Here is a 21,239-nt window from a genome sequence, read left to right on the forward strand (position 1 = left end):
TCGGATGCATCGCCGACGTCCAAGCTCATTTAAGTGCTCGAGCGCCGGTTACCGATGCTTACCGCCTAATCTGCTATCCGTCTGTGTTACTCGGCATCCTTCGACGCGTCGGGTGAATCAGGTGCATCGGAAGCATCCGGTGCATCGGTTGCCGCTGATGTGTCGGCCGCCGGAGTAGCCGGCGCGCCGGATTCATCATCCGCCTCACCTTCGACATCGATTTCGGCCTCAGTCTCGGCTACACGCTGCAAGCCGGACAACTTGGTGCCTTCGTCGAGGCTGATGAGTGTAACACCTTGAGTCGCTCGACCCATCTCGCGGATCTCTGAAACCCGGGTGCGAATCAGCACACCAGCCGTGGTAATCAACATGATCTCGCCTTCCGGCTCGACCAGCGTTGCCGCCACCACTTTACCGTTACGCTCTGAGGTCTGAATCGCAATCATGCCCTTGGTGCCACGCCCATGACGCGTGTACTCGGTGATCGGAGTGCGCTTGCCATAACCGTTTTCCGTCGCCGTGAGCACCGATTGCTGTTCGCTTTCGGCAACGAGCAGTGCAATCACCTGCTGCCCCTCTTCGAGCTGCATGCCACGCACGCCGCGCGCTTCACGACCCATCGGGCGGACGTCGTTTTCATCGAAACGCACCGCTTTGCCGGAATCGGAGAACAACATGACATCGTGCTTGCCATCGGTAATGGCGGCACCGATCAGGAAATCGCCTTCGTCCAGGCCCACCGCGATAATACCTTTCTTGAGCGGCCGGCTAAAGGCTTCCAGCGGGGTTTTCTTCACGGTGCCCAGCGAGGTCGCCATGAAAATGTACTTGTCCGCCGAGAACTCGCGCACCGGAAGCACCACCGTGATCTTCTCGCCGTCCTGCAGCGGGAACATGTTCACGATCGGGCGGCCACGCGAGTTGCGCGAACCCTGTGGCACTTCGTATACCTTGATCCAGTAAACCCTGCCGCGATTGGAGAAGCACAAGATGTAATCGTGGGTATTGGCCACGAACAACGTCTCGATCCAGTCGTCTTCCTTCATCGAAATCGCCTGCTTGCCGCGTCCACCACGCTTTTGGGCGCGATATTCGGAAAGCGGCTGCGATTTCACATAGCCGGCATGCGACATCGTCACGACCATATCCTGCGGCGTGATCAAGTCTTCGGTATTCAGCTCGGTAGCGTTCATTTCGACGCGCGAACGACGTGCGTCGCCGAACTCTTCCTTGATCGCGGCAAGCTCGTCGCCGATGATCACTTTGATCCGCTCCGGACGCGCGAGGATATCGAGCAAATCGGCGATCTGCGACATCACTTCGCGATACTCGGTCACGATCTTGTCTTGCTCGAGGCCGGTCAAACGCTGCAAGCGCATCTGCAGAATTTCCTGCGCCTGGGTGTCGGACAAGCGGTACAAGCCGTCGGGCTGCATGCCGAACTGCGCGTTCAAGCCATCCGGACGATAGGCCGCGTAGCCATCCGGGGTATCGCCACTGGCACGCGCCAACATGTCGCGCACGGTCTGCGAATCCCACGAATGGGTCATCAACTCCTGCTTCGCCAGCGGCGGCGTCGGAGCCGCCTTGATGATGGCGATGAATTCGTCGATATTGGCCAGCGCCACGGCCAGCCCTTCGAGCACGTGACCGCGTTCGCGCGCCTTGCGCAGCTCGAACACGGTACGCCGCGTGATCACTTCGCGACGGTGCGACAGGAAGCATTCGAGCATCTGCTTCAAGTTCAGCAGCTTCGGCTGGCCGTCGACCAGCGCGACCATGTTCATGCCGAACGTGTCCTGCAACTGCGTGTTCTTGTACAGATTGTTCAGGATCACTTCCGGCACTTCGCCGCGCTTGAGCTCAATCACGACACGCATGCCGCTCTTGTCGGACTCGTCACGGATGTCGGAAATGCCCTCGATCTTCTTCTCGTTGACCAGCTCGGCAATGCGCTCCAGCAGCGAGCGCTTGTTCACCTGGTACGGCAGCTCGTCGACGATGATCGCGTTGCGCTGGCCGCGATCGATTTCTTCGAAGTGGGTCGTGGCACGCATCACCACCCGGCCACGGCCGGTGCGATAGCCTTCGCGCACGCCGGCAATGCCGTAGATAATGCCGGCCGTCGGGAAATCGGGCGCCGGAATGATCTCGATCAACTCGTCGATCGTCGCTTCCGGGTGATTCAGTACGTACTGACACCCGTCGATGACTTCGTTGAGGTTGTGTGGCGGAATATTGGTGGCCATGCCGACCGCGATACCCGAGGACCCGTTGATCAACAGGTTGGGCAGCCGCGCAGGCATGATCAGCGGTTCGTGCTCGCTGCCGTCGTAGTTGGGCCCGAAATCGACCGTTTCCTTGTCGAGGTCGGCCAGCAACTCGTGGCCAATCTTGGCCATGCGGATTTCGGTATAACGCATTGCCGCCGCGTTATCGCCGTCCACCGAGCCGAAATTGCCCTGCCCGTCGACCAGCATGTAGCGCAATGAGAAATTCTGCGCCATGCGGACAATCGTGTCGTACACGGCGGTGTCGCCGTGCGGGTGATATTTACCGATCACGTCGCCGACGATACGCGCGGATTTCTTATAAGCGCGGTTCCAGTCGTTATTGAGCTCATGCATTGCGAACAACACACGCCGGTGAACTGGCTTGAGACCGTCGCGCACATCAGGCAGCGCGCGCCCCACGATCACGCTCATCGCGTAATCGAGATAGGAGCGGCGCATTTCCTCCTCTAGGGAGATGGGCAGTGTCTCTTTTGCGAATTGATCCATTATCCGTATCTATGAACGGGCTGGCACGATAGGCCAACCACAGGCGAGCATCTCTGCGATTTTAACACGCGGCCCACTTTCGCCCTGAGCTTACTGATGGGTAACTTTTCTCATGGCTCAAGAACGCCTTGAATTGGACATACATCCCGTGTACATTGGCGCTCGGCAAGCATTGGGAGTCCATGGCGCGCTATTGTTGCAGTAGCGCCACAGTTGACTTGTGCTCTTGATGATTGAGGGAGAAATTTATCGTCCGAATTAAGCTCTATGGCAAAATGCGCTGCAGAAGTTCGACTTCTTTCGAAGTGTAGTCAGCGCTTAATCGCCGTGGCGGCAATGTTACACTTCGAGCGACGTAAAACTTGGGTTCGTCAATAAGGTTCGCAGTAATTCTGCGGTATTCTCAATTCGAGAGGAGAAATATGAATAAACTTTCAAAGCTCGCGTTCGTTGCAGCTACCGCGGTTATGGCTGCATCCGCATCGGCTGCGCCGGTTGCTGCGTCGAAGCAAGCAACGAATGACAACTGGGTGAACGGCACGGCTGAATGGGTGTGGAAGAACGGCACGGACGAACTCTGCTGGCGCAATGGCTTCTGGACCCCGGCAACCGCGAACGCCAAGTGTGACGGCGCGCTGGTAGCCCAGGCTCCGGCAGCACCGGCACCCGCACCGGCTCCGGCTCCGATGATCAGCAGCCAAAAGATCACGTTCCAAGCTGATGCACTGTTCGATTTCGACAAAGCTGTCCTGAAGCCGGAAGGCAAAGCCAAGCTGAGCGATCTGGCCGCCAAGATCAAGAGTGTGAATCTGGAAGTCGTCGTTGCAACCGGCTACACCGACAAAATCGGTTCGGACAAGTACAACGATCGTCTGTCGCTGCGTCGCGCTCAAGCTGTGAAGGCATACTTGGTATCGCAAGGCATCGAAGCCAACCGTGTTTATACGGAAGGCAAGGGCAAGCGTAACCCGGTCGTGACGGATTGCATGCAGAAGAACCGTAAGGCTCTGATTTCCTGCTTGGCACCGAACCGCCGCGTGGAAGTTGAAGTGGTTGGCACTGCAGCCCAGTAATTCGGGTTCCAGTTGCACAAAAGCCCTGCATAAGCAGGGCTTTTTTTATGGCTTTGCCGCTATGAACAAACCGCCCCCGTCTTTCCGCCGCCTCTAGCTCTTCTCTTGCGCGCGCCCTGCTAAAAAGTCGACTGCCCTGCCATCCGGCCGGCTCCCCGATATACTCTGCCTGTACCCATTTACGATATAGCGCCATCAATGACGAACGCCGATCCGCACGAACTTCAGAAATTCAGCGAGCTTGCCCATCGCTGGTGGGACCCGCAAGCTGAATTCAAGCCGCTGCACGAGCTCAATCCGATACGGCTGAGCTGGATTGATTCGCACGCCCCCCTCGCCGGTAAGAAGGTTCTGGACGTAGGGTGTGGCGGCGGCATTTTGACCGAGTCCATGGCTAAACTGGGTGCGCACGCGAAAGGCATCGATCTGTCCAGCAAAGCGCTCGGCGTCGCCGATCTGCATAGCCTGGAAACGGGTGTTAACGTCAGTTATGAGGAAATCTCGGCTGAGGCGCTGGCGGATCGCGAGCCGGGTAGCTATGACGTGGTGACCTGCATGGAGATGCTTGAACACGTGCCGAATCCGGCTATTACCGTGGCCGCCTGCGCCAAGTTGCTCAAACCGGGAGGGACGGTATTCTTCTCGACCCTGAATCGCAACATGAAGGCCTATCTGTTTGCTGTTATCGGGGCGGAATATATCGCCAAGCTGCTGCCCAGGGGCACGCACGATTACGCGCGGTTTATCCGTCCGTCGGAATTGGCCGGGTTCGTGCGCGCGGCGGGCCTCGATGCTCATCAATTCAAAGGCGTGGTCTATAACCCGTTAAACCAGCAGTTTTCGCTGTCGGACGATACCAGTATCAATTACATGCTGGTGTGCACCCGCCCTGCCTGATCGACACTCTATCTACTAAGAAAAGAAGCGCCTGTGACTTTTACTGAATCTCGGCTGCCCGATACCTTGCGGGCGGTCCTCTTCGACCTGGACGGCACTCTCGCCGACACCGCTCCCGACCTTGCTGCTGCGGCTAATAAGATGCGCGTTGCGCGTGGCCTTGCGCCCTTGCCGGTCGAAACGCTGCGTCCGCTCGCCTCTGCGGGAGCTCGCGGCTTGCTGGGCGCGGCCTTCGATATTGCGCCCAATGACGCCGGATACGAAGCGATGCGGGTGGAATTCATCAGCAATTACGAAGCGGACATCTGCGCTGAGAGTCGTCTGTTCGACGGTATCCAGCCCCTGCTCGCAGACTTGACCGAGCGCCGGATACCTTGGGGCATCGTCACGAACAAGGCTACGCGGTTGACCGAACCGCTGGTGGCATTGCTTGGGGTGGCCAAGGACGCGGGATGCGTCGTGTGCGGCGACACAACCGCGTACTCGAAGCCTCACCCCGCGCCTTTGCTGCATGCCGCGCAGGCTATCGGTGTCGAGCCGGCGGCTATCGTTTATGTGGGCGACGATCTGCGGGACATCCAGGCCGGGCACGCGGCCGGCATGCTGACCATTGCCGCGGCCTACGGCTATTGCGGCAACGCCGTTCCCCCCGAGGAATGGGGCGCGGATCAGCTCGCGGACAGTACGGTGGGCTTGGCGGCGTTGCTGCGGCATATTCCGGCCAAAAGCACGGGTGCCTGACAAAGCCTCAATTGTTGCCAATTCAAAAACAGCCTAGTGCGCATTGTGTCCTATTTAGGTGGGGAATCGTGCACTAGGATAGGTGTGTGAGCCGTTCAGTGCGACCAGCCAACTCGCGCGCTCACCCAACCAGAGGTCATCATGAAAAATTCTTACAAAATCCTTTCGGTCGCCGTTGTCTTGCTTGTTGCGCCCACCCTTTCCTTCGCTCAATCGAGCAATGCCGATCAGCATCCGGTGACACGCGCACAGGTGAAAGAGCAAGCCGCCCAATTATTCGCTGCAGGTTACAACCCGAACGAGTGGCTGAGCTACCCAGACAACTTTCTGGCCGCGCAACGTCGCGTCGACGCTCAGCAAGCGGCGCAAACGGCACAGTGACCGCGTAGTCGTTGCGCGATGATCGTGACCGGGCCCCGTCGCCCTGAGGTCGGATTAATAACCGAGCGTGCGATCTACCACGTTGGTCAGCGGCTCACCGCGCAGCAACCGCGCAAAATTGCCGAACCAGACGTCCAGCACCCGCTGGTTGTAATCGGGCACATCGCATGACAGATGTGGCGTGACGATTAACCCCGGCGCGTCCCAATAAGGGGCATCGCGCGGCAACGGCTCAGGATCGAACACATCGAGCACGGCGCCGCCGCATGCGCCTGAGCCCAAGCTCGCGAGTAACGCCTCGTAGTCCACCAGCACCGCACGCGCCATATTGACGATGCAAGCCCCCGGGCGCATCAACGCCAGACGCTGTGCGCTCAGCAGATTGTGAGTAGCGGGCGTGAGCGGCGCTGTGACGACCACGAAGTCCGCTTGCGGCAACCAGTCGTCCAGTTGCGCGACTGGCACCAACAGATCGGCCATAGCGGCTCCCGAAACGTCCGCGAGGCCACTGCGATTCAAAGCCACCACGCGCAGCCCCAGCGCTCGCCCCGCGCCGGCCGCCGCGCGCCCCAGATCGCCAAAGCCGATCACGAGCAGCGTCTTGCCGCGAATCGATGAAGTCAGACAGCTTTCCCAGCGCTGCTCGCGCTGCGCGCGCATCACCTGGGGCATCTTCGCGTTAAGCATCAGCAAGGCCATCTGCACGTACTCCGCGGCCTTGTCGCTATGAATGCCGCTACTGTTGGTCAACAGCAGATCGCGGCGCAACGCGGCCAGCGGCTGGAGCTGGTCGACCCCGGCGCCCGTGGTATGGATCCAGCGCAAGCGCGCCGCTGTGTTGACCGCCGCATGGGGAAACTGCGACGCCAGCAGAAAATCGATGTCGTCGATCGGTTGCGCGAACCGCTCGCCGTCCCAACCGAACGACACGTCCAGCGCAGCGGCCAATTCGGCGTGCCGCGCTGCGGCTCGCTGCCACGCAGGCTCATCGAGATGGAACGCAGCGGCCTGCCGCCGCCGGCTCTCCAGATGCAAACGATAACGACGCAAGCCTGGGCTCATCGGATCTCGCCTCAGATCGGCAATGCGACAAGCGCGTCGTACCGGCACGAATCGGTAACGACGGTGCGCTCGCGCAATAGCGCTGCCTCCCCCTCCATCGTCACGACATCGATGTAACGCCCGACGCTGAACACCACCATCTCGCCCTCGTACCCGGTGCGCACCACGAAGTAATTCGTCTCGCAGAGAATCGCATCGCCTTCGATACCGACGATTTCGGTTGGTCCCAGCACGTGCCGGTACACATGAGGTTCAAAGACGTTGACCGAGCGAATCGAGTTGACCCGGTCAAGCAGCATCTCGTAACTATTGCAAAACCAGATTCCGAAGTCGCGGCCGGCGTCGAAGTCGGTGCGGGTCAGGATCCGGTACACGCACTGCTGTGCGAAGCACTCGGGCCAACGGTCCAGGTCGTTGTTGTCGATGGCGCTGCAATAGCGCGCCATCAACCGGGCAATGCCGGTGCGAGTGAGCTCATCGACTTCCAGGCTGGCAAAACGGCTGACACTAGACACCCATCAACTCCCGGTAAAATTTCCAGAACCCGCGCACCGAGGTTTCGGTCGCGCGCGTTGCCATCGAGCCGGTGGTCTTGCCGCCCATCTCGATGATCGCCACATCGTCGGGGTCGCCGCGTATGCCCTTCTCGACGAAGGCGCCAATCGTGCCGTCTTCCATCGATACGTAACCGGCGGGGCCCACCAGATTGCTTTGCTTGCGCCGGATCAAGGTTTGCTCCGGCGTATCTTCTTCGAACCCGAGCACCGTCCAGATCAGCTCGCACTTGTCGATCCCAAGCGGCACCACCTGCCGCGTACCGAGCGAATTCATGATCTGATGCAGCACGAAGCCGGGGAAGATGCTCTGGATCGCGTTGGTGATCTGGTCGGGATACTCCATCCATTGATCGATCAGCGACGGGTCCTTCAAGCCAAAGTCGTCGCGCATCGCGCGGATGATGCCCGAGTCGTAAGCCTGGTCGCCGACGTCGGTGTAGCGCTTGGTAAATGTGATGTGATGCCGCCCATCGTCGTCCTGCAACGTGCCGCCCTCGGCGGACAGGCGGTTGATCTTGAAGGTCGAGAAAAATGCATGCAACAGGCTCGGATGGTAATTATCGCGGCTGTTTTCGACGTACAGCTTCCAGTTGTTGTGCATCACCTGGCTATAACGGCCTAGTATCTTGATCTTCCCGTACAGCGTGCGCTCGATGTGCCGGACCATGATAGGTCCCAGGTAATCGAGCAGGGGCGGCGCCTTGTCCGAAAACGACCCGAACACCAGACCCTTGATGGTATCCACACGCAGCTTGATCAGGCGGAACTGCGACTTATCGAAATCCTCGGGCATCCCGCCCTTGCCCTGTACACCGTGCTCGAAAGCAACACTGGTCAGTTCTCCTTCGAAGTTGTAGACCCAGTTATGGTAAGGGCAGACAAAATTAGCGCGCTTGCGGTGACCCTGCGCTTCGTAGCACAGCACAGACCCCTTGTGCACGCATTTGTTCACCAGCGCATGGATGCCGCCGCCCTCTTCGCGCACGACGATAACCGAGGTATGGCCGACCTTGGTCGTTATGTAATCACCGGGGTTCGGAATCTCGACCTCAAGACACAGGAAGCTCCAGGTCGGTCCGCGAAATACAGCGTTCTGTTCCTGCGCATAAGCGTCGGCATCGGAATAAATCCGCAACGGGATCCGCGTAATGCCTACGCTTGGCCATTCGATCCTGGGGGTACGCGCCGATGCGCATCGGGCCGATTCGTCCGGCATCGAAGCACCCGGTTCGGTTGGATGTTGCATGATCATGAGACTCCACGAAAGCCCATACATTGACAAACTTCGGCAGCGATCATTTCAACCCCTTCGAGTCGAGATACGGTGCCTGGTCGAACAAGTCGGCGGGCAGTTGGCCCTTGAGCGTGCCGGCCGCCTTGAATACTTCGAAAGTGCGCTTCAGCGTCGCGATGTCGGAGGGCTCGAACGTCACCGTGTTCATGCTGCTCCAGTGGTCGCCGTATACGCTTGCGCCCTGCTCGCTCATGTTGCCGGCCTTCCTCAATATCTGGACCACAGCATCCTTGTTTTGCGCGCCGAACTGCAAGGCCTGCCGCATTGCCACGATGACCTTCACCGCGTCGGCCGGATTCTGCGTCAGCCATTCCTTGCGCATTACCGCCACACCGATATAGGGCGGCGTCGACGACTGGGTCATTTTTTTCCACTCGTCGGACAGCGTAGCCAGTACCCGCAACTTCGTGTTTGCATCAGGCACCTGCGCCACGGTGGTCGGACGCAGTACCGCCGCGTCGACATTTTTTTGCAGCAGGAATTGCGCGAGGCGCGGCTCATCGCCGGAAACCAGCTGATAGTCGCCAAGCTTGATTCCATAGTTGGCCGCCAGCACCGCGGTACCCACACCCGTTGTGGCGCTGCCGATCGGCGACATGCCGATCTTCTTCCCCTTCAACTGGTCGAGCGAGTGCACCGGTGAATCGGCGGGCACGACGACTTCTGCGTCGACGATCTGCGTCGCCGCGACCATTCTCACCGGCACTTGCTGCTGGCTAAGACTGAACGCGCCGGCAAGGCTGGTACCGAACGCAAGGTCGACGGCGTTCGCCGCAAGCGCCGTGGTCGGGCCGTTCACGTCGGGGAAGTGAACAAACTGCACCTGCAAGCCTTGCTTCTCGAAGAACTGCTGCGCTTCGAGCACCGCGCCAAAACCGAGACTGATCCCGCTGGTCCAATAACCCACTCGCAGTGTCGTCGCATATACCGAGGTGGTAGCGCACACGACCAGTCCTAGTGAGAGCAAAGCCTTACGCACGACGCCGAATGGTTTCATGGTTTCTCTATGAACTTAGGTAAAAAGAACGTCTGTCATTTTCAAAAATATAAAGCAATACTAAATAAATAAAATAAACTTCGAAACTGGCTCAGGAACCACCCGTGATCCGGGCGCTTCCTGAGCACGCGTTACCGCGTCATGCGATCACGCGTTGCTACGCTCGCGACGTCCTGGCGGTGCTGCAAGCGGAAACAGTTCGTAATCTTGCTTGATGCTGCGAAAAACCCGCTCCAAGGTCATATCGCGAAACTTCTCAACATGCCGACGCGCAATTCGTGCGGCTGTCTTGCCATCGTCCGCGGCCAGCGCTTCGACCAGCAGGCGGTGATCGTCGTCGATCTCAGGATTGTCGTCCTGGCCCGTGAAGCCCAGCGCCACGATCCGTGTCATTTCATCGAACAGCCCCGAGAGACTTTTCACCAGCCGCTCGTTGCCGGACGCCATCGCAATCGTCAGGTGAAACTCCCGATTCGCATCGAGAAAGAATCCGACGCGATTGCCTTTGTTACGCGATGCCGTATTGGCACGCCCCGCACGATCGATACGCATCAACGCATGGGCATCGACCTTGCCCGCAGCAAGCCGGGCCGCTTCCGGCTCCAGCATCAACCGCAAGGCGAATACTTCTTCAACATCCTTCAAGGTGACCGGCACCACCACATAGCCGTGCCTCGGCACCGAGCGCACCAGACCGTCTTGGGTCAACCGCACCAGAGCCAGCCTGCATGTCGACTTGCCGACCTTGAACTGCTCCATCAGCGCCGCCTCGGTCAGCATGCTGCCCGGTTTCATCGAGCACGACAGGATCGCTTGCCGCATCGCCAGATAAGTCGACTCGCCGAGCAATACACCCTCGCCGCCCGCCTTTGCAGGAGAAATCGCTTGAGTTTCCATTCCCTCCCCTATTTTGCTTATTCACATCTTATTAGGCCCACAAAAATCTGTAGGCAGCTCACAGTGTGTGCTGTGATTCTATGGGATGCTCACAAGGAAGTAAACAATTTCTCAAGCCAGCCGGTGCGCTCAGCCCCGCGGCAGTGCTACAGAAGCGACATCAGTTGTAGTGAAGCCACGGCAGCGCTGCCGCGGCACCGTCTCAGGCAACGCTGCTTTTTAGCCCTCCCCAACGATGCACTGCATGAGCATCGATACCGAACAAGTCGAGCACGCGGCCCAAGGTGTGATCGACCATTTCCTCGAGACTCGCCGGCATCGCATAAAATGCCGGCACCGGCGGATAGACGATCGCGCCCGCCTCGGTCACGGCGCCCAGGCTGCGGATATGGCCCGCGTGCAGCGGCGTCTCGCGCACCATCAGCACCAGACGCCGGCGCTCCTTGAGCATCACGTCGGCCGCACGAGAAAGCAGCGAGCCCGTGCAGCCGGTCGCGATTTCGGAGAGCGTCTTGATCGAACATGGCGCCACGATCATGCCGTCGACCCGAAACGAACCGCTTGAAATTGCCGCGCCGATATCGGCATTCGGATAGCAAACGTCGGCAAGCGCCTGCACGTCGGTAGGCCGCAACTGCATTTCATGGGCTAGCGTCACCTGGGCCGAACGGCTCATCACCAGGTGCGACTCGATGTCCAGTTCGGCGAGCATCTTCAATAGCCGCACGCCATAGATCGCGCCCGATGCGCCGCTGATGCCAACCACAATGCGACGCCGCGCGCTCATGGTGCGGTACCCGCCAGCATTTTCTTGGCCGCCTCATAAGGTCCCGGTGCGAACACATCCGCCGGCAACACGCCCTTGATCGTGCCGTCCTGCGCAAAGATCTGCTGTTCGCGCTTGAGCGTGGCGATGTCGATCGGCTCCAGCGATACGCTATTCAACTCGCTCCAGTGCGCAGCGTAAATCTTCGCGTCGGCGGCCGGCAGGTTCGCGGACTTCTGCAGGATCGCTGCGACCTGGTCTGGATGGGCGCTTCCCCACGCAATGGCATTGCGCACGGCCACGATGAATTTAGCCACCGTCTGCGGATCGTGTTCGATGAGCTCGTTGCGCACCGCACCCACACCGAGGTACGGCATCGCATCGGATTTGGTCAGCTTATGCCACTCGTCGATCATCGTCCCCAAGCGCTTGGTCTTGAGTTCCGTCAGTTGCGCCACCGTCACCGAACGCAACGCCGCCGCATCGATCTGCTTTTGCAGCAGGAACTGCGCGAGGCGCGCTTCGTTGCCCGGCACCAAAGCGTAGTCACCCGTCTTGAAGCCATAGTTCGCCGACAACACGGCCGCCGTCATCAACGCGACCGAACTGCCGGCCGGCGACATGCCGACCTTCTTGCCGCGCAACTCGGCCAGCGAGTTGATCGGCGAATCGGCGTCGGCCACGAAAGTCACGTCGGCCGGCGCGGTCGCGGCGAAAATCTTAATCGGCACGCCGCTCGCCGCGATGCTGAATGCGCTGGCGGCCGGTACGCTGAAGCTGATGTCGATCACGTTGGCAGCGAGCCCGCTTGCCGGCGCATTGACCTCAGCGAAATGCACGAAGCGTACGTCGTCGATTCCGACCTTTTTCAGAAAATCACCGGTCTCCAGCACCGCCCCCAGGCCCAGGCTGACACCGCTCGTCCAATAACCGATGCGCAAGGTCTCGGCCGACGCGGCGCCGGCCAGCACCGTCATCGTACAAGCCAATACGGCGTGCTTTAAACATCTGTGCAGTTGCATAGTTCGATCCCTGTCAATACGGTAGGTCACATTTGCCGCCGCGACGCGTGCGCCGCGGGCCCAAGCCGCGAGCGATCCGTTCGGCTAGCGGCGCGTGGGCGGCACGGCGTCGAAACGCGAGCCGCGCACGCACAATTTGCCTTCCGGCGTTTTCCACAATTGGTCTCGCTCGTGCAGCGCCCCGAGCGCGCGGGCGATCGTCTGGAAATCGTATTGCGACAGTTGCTCGGCAAGCGCCGTGTAATAAAGCGGTGCGTCAACGATCAAGGCGAGAATTTTCTCCGCCACCTCTTCGAGCTGTTCGGGCTGCGACACCTGCACGGGATCGGCCTTGCCGGCCACGTAGTCGCCGATTTTCGCGGTGTCCGCATACGCGTACGAAATCCGCTCATAGCGTTCATGCGGGATGCCTTCGGAAATCGTCGCATCGACACCGACCTTGGCGCCAATCGGGACCACGCCGGGTGGCATGACCGGCAAGCTCGGGTCGAGCGGCTTGGCGCGCGCGCCCGGGATAATGATCAGGTCGCGATCGCCCTGGACCCGCGTCGCGATCGCCCATTCGACCTGCTCGCCGTTGAACACATCGATATCGTCGTCGACCACCACGACATGCTTGAGGTCCATCACCGAGAGCGCCGCGAGCAGCGCGTTCTTGCCCTCGCCGGCTTGCTTCTTGATCGAGATCACGGCGTGCCAGAAAGCGCGGCCGCCCAGCGTCACGTTGATATCCTTGACCTGTACGCCGGCCGTGCGCAGGGCGCGCCGAATCGCTTGGTAGCGCGTGGGCGCGGCGAGCCAAGTGTTTTCCCATGGCATGTGCAGCGAGTAGTACATCGCGTCGCGGCGGTGCATGATGGCCTTGATCCGCACGTTCGGATTCCAGTGCAAACCGCCCATCAGCGCGGTGAACTCGCCAAACCGGCCCTCGGGCTGCGTCCAGCCGGTCGGCAGGATTTCTGCTTCGATCACGATTTCCGAGTCGGCGATGTAAGGCAAGTCTATCGTCTCGCACTGCGCCAGATCGACCGCCACACCCCGGATGCCGCCGGTGATCGCCATCTCGTCGACCCCGATTGGGGCCCGGTAGCCGGCGCCCATGATCTCCATCGGATGGTTGCCGATCGAAATCGAAATCGGGCATGGGCGCCCCTGTTCATAGGCACGCTGCGCGAACATGCGCATATTGTTGGGCGTCACGATATCGATGCCGGTCAAGCCCTTTTCCTTGACCATGAAACGATAAATGCCGCTGTTGAGGCCGTATTCAGGATCGCGAGCAATCACGATGCCGGCGGTGATCATCGGTCCGCCGTCGAAGATCGACGACATCGGGATCGGCAGCTTGAACAGATCGACGTCGTCGCCTTTGTAGATCACTTCCTTGGTCGCGGAAGTCTCGACGTACCGCGGCGGAATCGGATTGTCGATGCCATGCTGCAACATCTTCTCGATGTCGGAGTAGTTCTCGCATCCCATCGCGAGCATCGCACGCTCTTGCGTGCGGATGATGCCCGAGAGCAAAGGCATCTGATAGCCGATCACGTTATGAAACAGCAATGCCTTATCGCTTTGATCGACCAGCGTGCCGACGTGGCGAATGTCGACCGGTTGCCTGATGTCGACCAACTCGTTTGCGGCGCGCAAGCGATCGAGGAAACTGCGAAAATTTTCGTTCATGTCCGATGCCTCACTTTGGAATGGTGTGGAGAAAGCCGCTCAGCGATTGCTCTGCGAACTCAATGTTGCGAGTGCAGTCGCTTTGAGCAGGGTGCGATCTATTTTGTTGGTCGACGCCAGCGGTAACGCATCGACGAACCAGACCCGTCGCGGGTGTTGGTAGGCGGGTGCGTGCTCCAGCGCGTGGCGCTTGACCTCGTCCTCGCACAGCGCCGAGCCTGCGCGCCGCACCACGAATGCCACCGGCTTGGTGCCCTTGATATCGTCGTCCACCGGCACCACGCAGCTCTGCACGATGTCCGGATGGGTCTCGAGCATCTGCTCGACTTCGCCTGGGAAAATGTTCTCGCCGCCCGACACGAACATATCGTCGGCGCGGCCCACGAATGCGTAAAAGCCGTGCTCGTCACGCCGGAATACGTCGCCCGTCACGTAATAGCCGTCGGGCGTAATCGGCATGGCGATGTCGTCGCGCTGGTGATAGCCGAGCATCACCGCCGGGCTACGCATCGCCAGTACACCTACCCCAGGTCCTTCCGCCGGCGCGTCGAGCAAACGCACCGCGACCTCCGGGTGCGGGTAGCCGACCGAGAGCAGCGGGGGTTCCAGCCCATCCGGATGCGGGCCGAATACCACCGGGCCGCCTTCGGTGGTGCCGTACACATTGCTTAGCTTCGCGTTAGGCAAAGCCATATTGATTTGTGCGAGCAGGCTCTCGCTGACCGGAGCCGACCCCATCCGAATAAAACGGACCGACGATAGATCGGTGCGCGCCATCGCCTCCTTTTCCCGCAGCATCATCGCGGTCATCGGCGGCACCGAGGTCAACCAGGTGATCCGGTGGCGTTCGATCGCCGCGATATACGTTTTGGCGTTGAATTGCGGCAGCAGTACGACCGTGCCCTTGCCCAGCAACGACATCAACACCAGCGCTAGCGCGTTCATGTGATAAAGCGGCGCGGCCACCAGGAAGCGATGCTGCTCGGGCGGCTGTGCACGCGCGCGGGTGCGCGCAACCCATAGATGGCTCCGATGCGACAGCTTGACGCCTTTGGGCTTGCCCGTTGAGCCCGAGGTATAGAGAAACAGTGCAGGGTCGTTCGGATCTACCGCGACGGTCTCGAACGGTCCCGGCATGACAAACGAAGCGAAGCTGCCTGCGCCCTCGCCGTCGAACATGACGACCGGCAGATCGTCGGGGCAATCCGCCCGGCGTGCGGCATCGCAAAACAGCAGCCGCGCGCCGCTGTCGCGAATCACGAAGGACGACAGCGCGCGCGGGAACTTGAAATTGACGGGCACGGCGACCATGCCCGCTCGCATGATGCCGAGCAGCGCCGCGACATATTCCGCGCTGTTGGCCGCGAGTATCGCCACCCGCTCGCCGGCCTGCAGGCCGCGCGCGACAAGGCTGCGTGCGACACCGTTGGCGAGCTCATCGAGTTGGCGATAGGTCAGGCTGGCTTCATGGGGCGGATTGCGGCCCATCTCATGGCCCCCCGCGCGGGCCTTCTCGCCTGCGTCATTGAGCTCACCAAGCGCGATCAACGCGATCTTGTCCGGATCGACACTTGCATCGACCAGGTCGCCAAGGTTCTCAAGCGTGGACATGTTCAACAACTCCGGTAAATTCGATCAATGTATTGAAGCGGCGCAGCAGGACCGCGAACGACGGATCGCGCGTGCCGTCCGATGTGTCCAGTCCATCAGCCAACATCTGCACCAGGCAGTCTTCATCCGCAGCGGCCAGCGCGTGGGCGCGGTCGAGCGCCGCGGCAAGATCGTCGACCGCCACGACAAACGCACCGAAATAGCTGTCGCGCCCGCCCGAGTTGCACATCAGTTCGCCATAGCGCGCCTGATAGGCTCGTGCGTCGACGAACTTCAGGTCGAAACCTTCGAGCCCGATGCACACGCTGTTGCTGCGCGCTATGTCGCTCTCTGCCTCGGCATGGGTTTGCGCTCCGGTGCTCGCCCCGCCATGAACGTCGGCGCCTGTGTGACCGGCGATCCTGGCGTAGTGCCTTGCATCGCCGGCCGGGTCGCCGCTGACGACAACCAGTTCAGTCAGCGCGTGTGCGCCGTTTGCGTGCGGCGGCACTGCCGGACCGAAGACCCATTGCGGTGTCAGGTGCTCACAGAAGTACACCCGCACACCGGGCAATTCGCCCGGCGTGAGACGCGTCGTGCGAAAGCGCGCAATCTGTTCGCCGCCGTCGATTTCGACCGGTCGCGAAAACAACTGCGGCGCGCCGCAATCGACATCGGTGCCGATCAAGCGCTCATAGGTCGCCTGCGCATCGTCGGACTTGAACACCAGGCCGTCGATGCCGAGGCGGCTTTCGAGTATCTCGCGCCGCAATGTCGTCGCCCCGACCGGCAGGCCCACCAGCTCGAGATAGTGATCGCCAAGCATCATCAGGTGATTCACTGAACCGAGTGAGTGATAGCCCAGCGGCGTCAACGTAAAACCGAGCGCGGCGAAACAAGCGGCGGCCGCGTCCATCTCGAACATCGCGTTGACTACCAGGTGGTCGAGCATCGGCGCATTGCGTTGCATCATGCTTTCGGTGCCGGTGCCGGCGCCGGCGCCGGCGCAGTCGAATACACACCGCGCCCGCTTGCCAGCAGGTTGCCGGCGTCGTCGAAGATCTGCGCCTCGGCAACCGAGATCGCGCTACCGAATTTGATCACCTTGCCGCGCGCGACCAGATCGCCCGGCATCGCGGCGCGATGGTAGTCGACCCGCAAGTCGATGGTCGGCACGCCGCGGCCGGTCTTGGAGACCAACGCCCAATCGGCAGTGAGGTCGACCAGTGCGGCGAGAATGCCGCCATGCGTGTAGCGGCGCTGCGGATTGACGACCCACTCTTCGCGCCATGTCGCGCCAATTTCGATCGTACCGTCGCCGACCTCGATAACGCGCAAGCCGAGCCACTGATGGTACGGGCCGCGCATGAGCATCTCTTCGACCTGTTCCTTGGTCAATTTCTGGATTTCCGATATCTGTGTCATCTGTGGCTCCGGGTTCAAGGCGTCACGACGATCTTGCCGAGGACTTCGCGGTCGCGGATCATCCGCAAACCTTCGGCAGCTTCTTCGAGCGGCAGCACCTTATCGACCGATACGGTGATCTGCTTGGTGCGGATGAGCTCCATCAACGACGCCAGATTGTCGTCATAGAAACTGTTCGAACCGATCACGCGCAGCTCGAAACTCCAGATGTAGCGCAGGTCTTCCTTCGGATCGTGGCCCGCGGTCGCGCCGCAAACCAGCAGGCTGCCGCCGCGCTTGATACATTTGAGCGAAGGCGCCCACGTGTCGCCGCCGGTAAAATTCACCACTACGTCGACACCACCCTCATAGCTGCGGCGCTGCGGCTTGCCGTATTTCTCGATGGCCCACTTCGAAAAATCGACTTCCTTATAGTTGATCACGTGATCGGCGCCGAGCGCCTTGAGCCGCTCGGCTTTTTCAGCGCCGCCCGCCGCCGCGATGACTTCCGCGCCCAGCATTTTCGCGAGCACCACACAACCGGTGCCCACACCGCCGCTCGCGCCGAGAATGATCACGCGGTCTCCTCGCTTGATCGTGTTGTGCGTGACCAGCATCCGATGCGCAGTGCCATACGCCACAGGCAAGGAAGCGGCTTCGACGAAGGAAACTTCATCGGGCATCGCGATCAACTGGTCGGCTGAAACCAGGCAATACTCGGCCATCCCGCCGTTGAGCATTTCGCCCATCAAACCTTTGCTCTTGTTCAACGGATTGACCAGCACGCGTGCGCCTGTCTTCCATCCTTCGACACCCTCACCGACTTCGGAAATTTCACCGGCCATATCGAGGCCGATCACGATAGGCAGCGGCACCTTGATGCCAGGCATGCCCTTGACCGTAAACACGTCGTGATAGTTGAACGACGACGCACGCACACGGATCACGACGTGACCCGGCACCGCTTTCGGTACAGGAAGTTCGCCAACCTGCAGATTCTCGATATCGCCATGTTGCGGGAGAATCAATGCTTTCATCATACTGCCCATAAGTAGTCCTCAATGTAAATAGCCAAGCAATTTCTATACACCGGGTTTGCGGTCCAGAATCCTTAAGAGCTGGATGCAACCGGGTATTCGGTGCGGGGATGCGATGCTTCGTTCCGGCTTCATCCCCGCGTCGTCTTTGCGTCGTCTGCGCGTTATCTGCACATTAATCCGCGTTAGTCCGCATTCGTTTTTAATGCCCCGCTGTTCAAAGGCGTCTTTTCCAGCGGAACAGATGATTCTCGATCGGTTTCAGGATGCCGTATTCCAGCGACACCATCAGCACCACCAAGGTCAGCGTCCATGCGAAGACCTGGTCGGTTTGTACCAGATCCGCCGCTTGCCGCAAGCGATAGCCGACACCATTGGACGAACCTATCGTCTCCGCCACCAGCGAGACGCGCCAGCCGAACCCAAAAGCGAGGCGTGCACCGGAGAAGAAATAAGGCAGCACGGTCGGCAGATAAATCTTGCTCATGATCTTGAAGCGCGACATCTGGAAACTACGCGCCAGCTCGACGTACTCTGCGCTGACGCTTTGCGAGCCTTGCCACACGTTGGTCAGGATCAACGGCATGGCTTCCATGAACACAACGAAAATTGTCGTTGCGTTCGAAATGCCGAAAACAATCAGCGCGAATATGGCCCAGATCGCCGCCGATACCGTATTGACCACGGACAGCACCGGTTCGCAGAATTGACCGAGCCGCCGATTCGCTCCGAGCAGGATGCCCAGCGGCGTGCCAATTACCGCCGCGAGCGCGAACCCCGCGACAACGCGATACAAGGTAATGCCCAGGTCGGCGCCGAACGTTCCGCCCTCGATCAGGTCGCGCAGCGCCTGCAGCGTGCGCTCCGGACCCGGCAGGATGAACGCCGGCACACGTAGCGAGCCGATCCACCACAACAGGACAAATGCAACCAGCAGCGACAGGCGTTGACCGGCGAGGCTGGCCAACGCGGTAAAGCGGCTTGGAGCGCTCTCGTAGACAGGGGTCGCGGTCGGTAGGGTAGCCATGGGATCGTCCTTCGATTCTTTAGATAAGGCTGCGCAAACGGCGCACAGTTTCGGCCACATCGGCGGCAAGCGGATCGCGCGGCCGGGGCAGATCGATCATCATCGCGTCTCGCACGCGGCCCGGCCGCGGCAACAGCACCACCACCTTGTCTGCGAGCACTACCGCCTCTTCGACATCGTGCGTGACGAACACCACCGTCATGCGCAGTTGCTCGCGGATCTTGAGCAATTCGTCATGCATCTGCGAGCGCATCTGCGGATCGAGCTTGGAAAACGGTTCATCCATCAGCAAGATGTAGGGCTTGACGATCAAGCTGCGCGCCAGCGCCACGCGGCTGCGCATACCGCCCGAGAGCTGGTAGGGATAGGCGTTCTCGAATCCTTCCAGCCCGGTCATCTTTAACGCGGCACGGGCGCGCTCGTTGCGTTCGGCGGAGCTCAGGCTATGCGCCTCCAGCCCGAACGCGGCGTTCGACAAAATGTTGCGCCATGGCAGCAGGCGATCTTCCTGGAACATATAGCTGATGACGCGCGTGTCGCGTGAGGGATCGGAAGCACCGTCGATGCTCACACTGCCCTCGTCCGCTTGCGCCAGCCCGGCGATGATATTGAGCAGCGTGCTCTTGCCGCAGCCCGATGCTCCCACAATCGCCAGCACCGAACCCGCCGGCGCATCGAGGTTGATATCTTCCAGCACCGCGAGATTGCCGAAGCGCTTGGACACATGGTCGACGACCACCGCGCTGCGCGTGCCCGCCGCCATGCGAAATTCTTCCCGGGAAATGGCGTTCATCGCGGCCCCTTGCGCAGTGGGGCGATCGGCGCGCCCGCATGGGTATCTTTCAGGCTGGCGATCACCTTTTCCATCGTCATGTCCCGAAAGGTCGACACATGCCGTAGCGCGATGTGCTCGGCGCGCTTGCCATCCCCGCTCACAAGCGCATCGATCAGCGCAGTGTGATCGTGGCGAATCTCCGGCTTGGTGTTTTGCACACCGAAGCCCAGTGCAACAAGGCGGGCCATTTCGTTGAGCAGTCCACCCAACATGCGAACCAGCCGGCCGTTACCGGAGCGTTCGGCGATCGCCATGTGAAAGGCCGCATTGGCGTCCATGAAATTGCCGATCCGGCTGGTGATACCCAAGGTCTTGTCGTCGTTGCGGCAGGCGCGTTCGAGGCGGTTGAGCGACTCAGCGTCGACATTGCCGGCAGCCAACCGCGCGGACAACGGCTCAAGCTGCATCCGGATCGCGAACACTTCCTCGACGTCTTTCAGCGTGATCGGCGTCACCACATAGCCCTGACGCGGCACTACGCGGATAAAGCCTTCTTGCGCCAGGCGCTGCAGCGCAACCCGGCAGGTCGCTTTGCCGATCCCGTAACGCACTGTCAGGCCCGCCTCGGTCAGCACGCTACCCGGGGGCAACGCGCACGACAAAATCTGTTGGCGGATGGTCGAGCAAGCCTGTTCGCTCAAGAGCGTAGCTTCGCTCGACGCATCAACCAGCGTAACCGCCGGCGATGCCGGTGGTGCTGGTTCGATCACGACTACTCTATCGTTCACGGCATCCCTCCAAACTCTTGTAAGCTGCTCACGATAGTGTTCGTAAGCCGTCGATGAATCATCTTAGAACAGCCAAAAAGAAATTGCACAAGAAATTTTTGAGCTGTTCAGAACGATTTATTAGGCTTACAAAACGCCGACTTCCACGCAGGCGCCTGTTACTTCGCTATGCCGAAGATTGCACCACTTGTTCGCCACAGAGAGCGCGCAAGAACGAAATCCCGCTGTACGGAAAATGTACAAAGAACGTAAGCCGCCACGCCACCGCTCAGGCGGTAGTGAACTAGAACGAGTGCCGGATGGCGAGCGCAGTTGTGCTCGCCGAGCCGTTGGGCGTCAGCTTGTCGTACATGTAGACGAGGTAGACATCGGTGCGTTTCGATAGGAAATAATCGTAGGCAACCGCCGCCGTGGTCCTGCGCGTCGAGACCTTAGCCGAAGAACTCGCAGTGCGCGCCCATTCCACCAATA

The 21,239-nt window shown here is 60.3% G+C and carries 20 protein-coding genes and 1 pseudogene; 4 read left to right on the plus strand and 17 right to left on the minus strand.

Features of this window, described 5'->3' with window-relative positions; genetic code table 11:
- Positions 1–86 precede the first annotated feature (86 nt).
- Positions 87–2,780 (minus strand): DNA gyrase subunit A, encoded by a 2,694-nt coding sequence (gene gyrA, locus GSQ77_RS03575; RefSeq protein ID WP_158899133.1) that lies wholly within the window; start codon positions 2,778–2,780, stop codon positions 87–89.
- A gap of 422 nt (positions 2,781–3,202) precedes the next feature.
- Here gyrA and ompA point away from each other — a divergent pair, with 422 nt between their 5' ends.
- The 4 genes from ompA to GSQ77_RS03595 all read left to right on the plus strand — a co-directional run bounded on the left by ompA (position 3,203) and on the right by GSQ77_RS03595 (position 5,872).
- On the plus strand, positions 3,203–3,853 hold the full coding sequence (gene ompA, locus GSQ77_RS03580; protein WP_158899135.1) for an outer membrane protein OmpA: 651 nt from the start codon (positions 3,203–3,205) through the stop codon (positions 3,851–3,853).
- Positions 3,854–4,051: 198 nt separating this feature from the next.
- Positions 4,052–4,750, plus strand: a complete 699-nt coding sequence (gene ubiG / locus GSQ77_RS03585; protein ID WP_158899137.1) for a bifunctional 2-polyprenyl-6-hydroxyphenol methylase/3-demethylubiquinol 3-O-methyltransferase UbiG — start codon at positions 4,052–4,054, stop codon at positions 4,748–4,750.
- A gap of 33 nt (positions 4,751–4,783) precedes the next feature.
- A complete protein-coding gene (locus tag GSQ77_RS03590; protein ID WP_158899139.1) occupies positions 4,784–5,491 on the plus strand; it encodes an HAD family hydrolase in 708 nt (235 codons plus the stop codon).
- 141 nt (positions 5,492–5,632) lie between these two features.
- Complete coding sequence (locus tag GSQ77_RS03595; RefSeq protein WP_158899141.1) at positions 5,633–5,872, plus strand: DUF4148 domain-containing protein; 240 nt, start codon at positions 5,633–5,635, stop codon at positions 5,870–5,872.
- 54 nt (positions 5,873–5,926) lie between these two features.
- On the opposite strand, the gene GSQ77_RS03600 is transcribed toward GSQ77_RS03595, so the two are convergent.
- The 16 genes and pseudogenes from GSQ77_RS03600 to GSQ77_RS03675 all read right to left on the minus strand — a co-directional run.
- Entirely contained in the window at positions 5,927–6,934 is a 1,008-nt protein-coding gene (locus GSQ77_RS03600; protein ID WP_158899143.1) for a D-2-hydroxyacid dehydrogenase, read from the minus strand.
- 11 nt (positions 6,935–6,945) lie between these two features.
- Entirely contained in the window at positions 6,946–7,449 is a 504-nt protein-coding gene (locus GSQ77_RS03605) for an aromatic-ring-hydroxylating dioxygenase subunit beta (protein WP_158899145.1), read from the minus strand.
- Positions 7,442–8,707 (minus strand): aromatic ring-hydroxylating dioxygenase subunit alpha, encoded by a 1,266-nt coding sequence (locus tag GSQ77_RS03610; protein WP_158899544.1) that lies wholly within the window; start codon positions 8,705–8,707, stop codon positions 7,442–7,444. Before GSQ77_RS03610 ends, GSQ77_RS03605 begins: the two co-directional genes overlap by 8 nt.
- A 79-nt stretch (positions 8,708–8,786) precedes the next feature.
- The gene (locus GSQ77_RS03615) at positions 8,787–9,782 is read right to left on the minus strand and encodes an ABC transporter substrate-binding protein (protein ID WP_158899147.1); all 996 of its coding nucleotides are present in this window, start codon (positions 9,780–9,782) and stop codon (positions 8,787–8,789) included.
- A gap of 147 nt (positions 9,783–9,929) precedes the next feature.
- Positions 9,930–10,679 carry a GntR family transcriptional regulator gene (locus tag GSQ77_RS03620; RefSeq protein ID WP_158899148.1) on the minus strand — a complete coding sequence of 250 codons (750 nt, stop codon included), beginning with the start codon at positions 10,677–10,679 and terminating at the stop codon, positions 9,930–9,932.
- A 202-nt stretch (positions 10,680–10,881) separates the two neighbouring features.
- Entirely contained in the window at positions 10,882–11,466 is a 585-nt protein-coding gene (locus tag GSQ77_RS03625; protein WP_158899150.1) for a UbiX family flavin prenyltransferase, read from the minus strand.
- Positions 11,463–12,467, minus strand: a complete 1,005-nt coding sequence (locus GSQ77_RS03630; protein ID WP_158899152.1) for an ABC transporter substrate-binding protein — start codon at positions 12,465–12,467, stop codon at positions 11,463–11,465. The genes GSQ77_RS03625 and GSQ77_RS03630 overlap by 4 nt, the downstream gene beginning before the upstream one ends.
- 84 nt (positions 12,468–12,551) lie before the next feature.
- Entirely contained in the window at positions 12,552–14,147 is a 1,596-nt protein-coding gene (locus GSQ77_RS03635; protein ID WP_158899154.1) for a UbiD family decarboxylase, read from the minus strand.
- A 39-nt stretch (positions 14,148–14,186) separates the two neighbouring features.
- The gene (locus tag GSQ77_RS03640) at positions 14,187–15,758 is read right to left on the minus strand and encodes a class I adenylate-forming enzyme family protein (protein WP_158899156.1); all 1,572 of its coding nucleotides are present in this window, start codon (positions 15,756–15,758) and stop codon (positions 14,187–14,189) included.
- Complete coding sequence (locus GSQ77_RS03645; RefSeq protein ID WP_158899158.1) at positions 15,745–16,710, minus strand: VOC family protein; 966 nt, start codon at positions 16,708–16,710, stop codon at positions 15,745–15,747. Before GSQ77_RS03645 ends, GSQ77_RS03640 begins: the two co-directional genes overlap by 14 nt.
- Complete coding sequence (locus GSQ77_RS03650) at positions 16,707–17,162, minus strand: PaaI family thioesterase (protein WP_158899160.1); 456 nt, start codon at positions 17,160–17,162, stop codon at positions 16,707–16,709. Before GSQ77_RS03650 ends, GSQ77_RS03645 begins: the two co-directional genes overlap by 4 nt.
- A 14-nt stretch (positions 17,163–17,176) precedes the next feature.
- A complete protein-coding gene (locus GSQ77_RS03655; RefSeq protein ID WP_158899162.1) occupies positions 17,177–18,190 on the minus strand; it encodes a zinc-binding dehydrogenase in 1,014 nt (337 codons plus the stop codon).
- A gap of 205 nt (positions 18,191–18,395) precedes the next feature.
- Positions 18,396–19,205, minus strand: a complete 810-nt coding sequence (locus tag GSQ77_RS03660; RefSeq protein ID WP_158899164.1) for an ABC transporter permease — start codon at positions 19,203–19,205, stop codon at positions 18,396–18,398.
- 19 nt (positions 19,206–19,224) lie between these two features.
- Entirely contained in the window at positions 19,225–19,998 is a 774-nt protein-coding gene (locus GSQ77_RS03665) for an ABC transporter ATP-binding protein (RefSeq protein ID WP_158899166.1), read from the minus strand.
- Complete coding sequence (locus GSQ77_RS03670; RefSeq protein WP_254067421.1) at positions 19,995–20,768, minus strand: GntR family transcriptional regulator; 774 nt, start codon at positions 20,766–20,768, stop codon at positions 19,995–19,997. Before GSQ77_RS03670 ends, GSQ77_RS03665 begins: the two co-directional genes overlap by 4 nt.
- A 283-nt stretch (positions 20,769–21,051) precedes the next feature.
- Positions 21,052–21,239: pseudogene (locus GSQ77_RS03675) on the minus strand (porin); the annotation flags it as partial.

The sequence above is a fragment of the Burkholderia sp. L27(2015) genome, from assembly GCF_009765705.1.
Lineage (GTDB): Bacteria > Pseudomonadota > Gammaproteobacteria > Burkholderiales > Burkholderiaceae > LMUX01.

Coding starts and splice junctions, on each gene's coding strand:
- ubiG (WP_158899137.1), top strand. CDS start 4,052: ATGACGAACGCCGATCCGCACGAACTTCAGAAATTCAGCGAGCTTGCC.
- GSQ77_RS03595 (WP_158899141.1), top strand. CDS start 5,633: ATGAAAAATTCTTACAAAATCCTTTCGGTCGCCGTTGTCTTGCTTGTT.
- GSQ77_RS03610 (WP_158899544.1), bottom strand. CDS start 8,707: ATGCCGGACGAATCGGCCCGATGCGCATCGGCGCGTACCCCCAGGATC.
- GSQ77_RS03615 (WP_158899147.1), bottom strand. CDS start 9,782: ATGAAACCATTCGGCGTCGTGCGTAAGGCTTTGCTCTCACTAGGACTG.
- GSQ77_RS03600 (WP_158899143.1), bottom strand. CDS start 6,934: ATGAGCCCAGGCTTGCGTCGTTATCGTTTGCATCTGGAGAGCCGGCGG.
- GSQ77_RS03650 (WP_158899160.1), bottom strand. CDS start 17,162: ATGACACAGATATCGGAAATCCAGAAATTGACCAAGGAACAGGTCGAA.
- gyrA (WP_158899133.1), bottom strand. CDS start 2,780: ATGGATCAATTCGCAAAAGAGACACTGCCCATCTCCCTAGAGGAGGAA.
- GSQ77_RS03665 (WP_158899166.1), bottom strand. CDS start 19,998: ATGAACGCCATTTCCCGGGAAGAATTTCGCATGGCGGCGGGCACGCGC.
- GSQ77_RS03640 (WP_158899156.1), bottom strand. CDS start 15,758: ATGTCCACGCTTGAGAACCTTGGCGACCTGGTCGATGCAAGTGTCGAT.
- GSQ77_RS03625 (WP_158899150.1), bottom strand. CDS start 11,466: ATGAGCGCGCGGCGTCGCATTGTGGTTGGCATCAGCGGCGCATCGGGC.
- GSQ77_RS03620 (WP_158899148.1), bottom strand. CDS start 10,679: ATGGAAACTCAAGCGATTTCTCCTGCAAAGGCGGGCGGCGAGGGTGTA.
- GSQ77_RS03660 (WP_158899164.1), bottom strand. CDS start 19,205: ATGGCTACCCTACCGACCGCGACCCCTGTCTACGAGAGCGCTCCAAGC.
- GSQ77_RS03630 (WP_158899152.1), bottom strand. CDS start 12,467: ATGCAACTGCACAGATGTTTAAAGCACGCCGTATTGGCTTGTACGATG.
- GSQ77_RS03635 (WP_158899154.1), bottom strand. CDS start 14,147: ATGAACGAAAATTTTCGCAGTTTCCTCGATCGCTTGCGCGCCGCAAAC.
- GSQ77_RS03655 (WP_158899162.1), bottom strand. CDS start 18,190: ATGGGCAGTATGATGAAAGCATTGATTCTCCCGCAACATGGCGATATC.
- ompA (WP_158899135.1), top strand. CDS start 3,203: ATGAATAAACTTTCAAAGCTCGCGTTCGTTGCAGCTACCGCGGTTATG.
- GSQ77_RS03645 (WP_158899158.1), bottom strand. CDS start 16,710: ATGATGCAACGCAATGCGCCGATGCTCGACCACCTGGTAGTCAACGCG.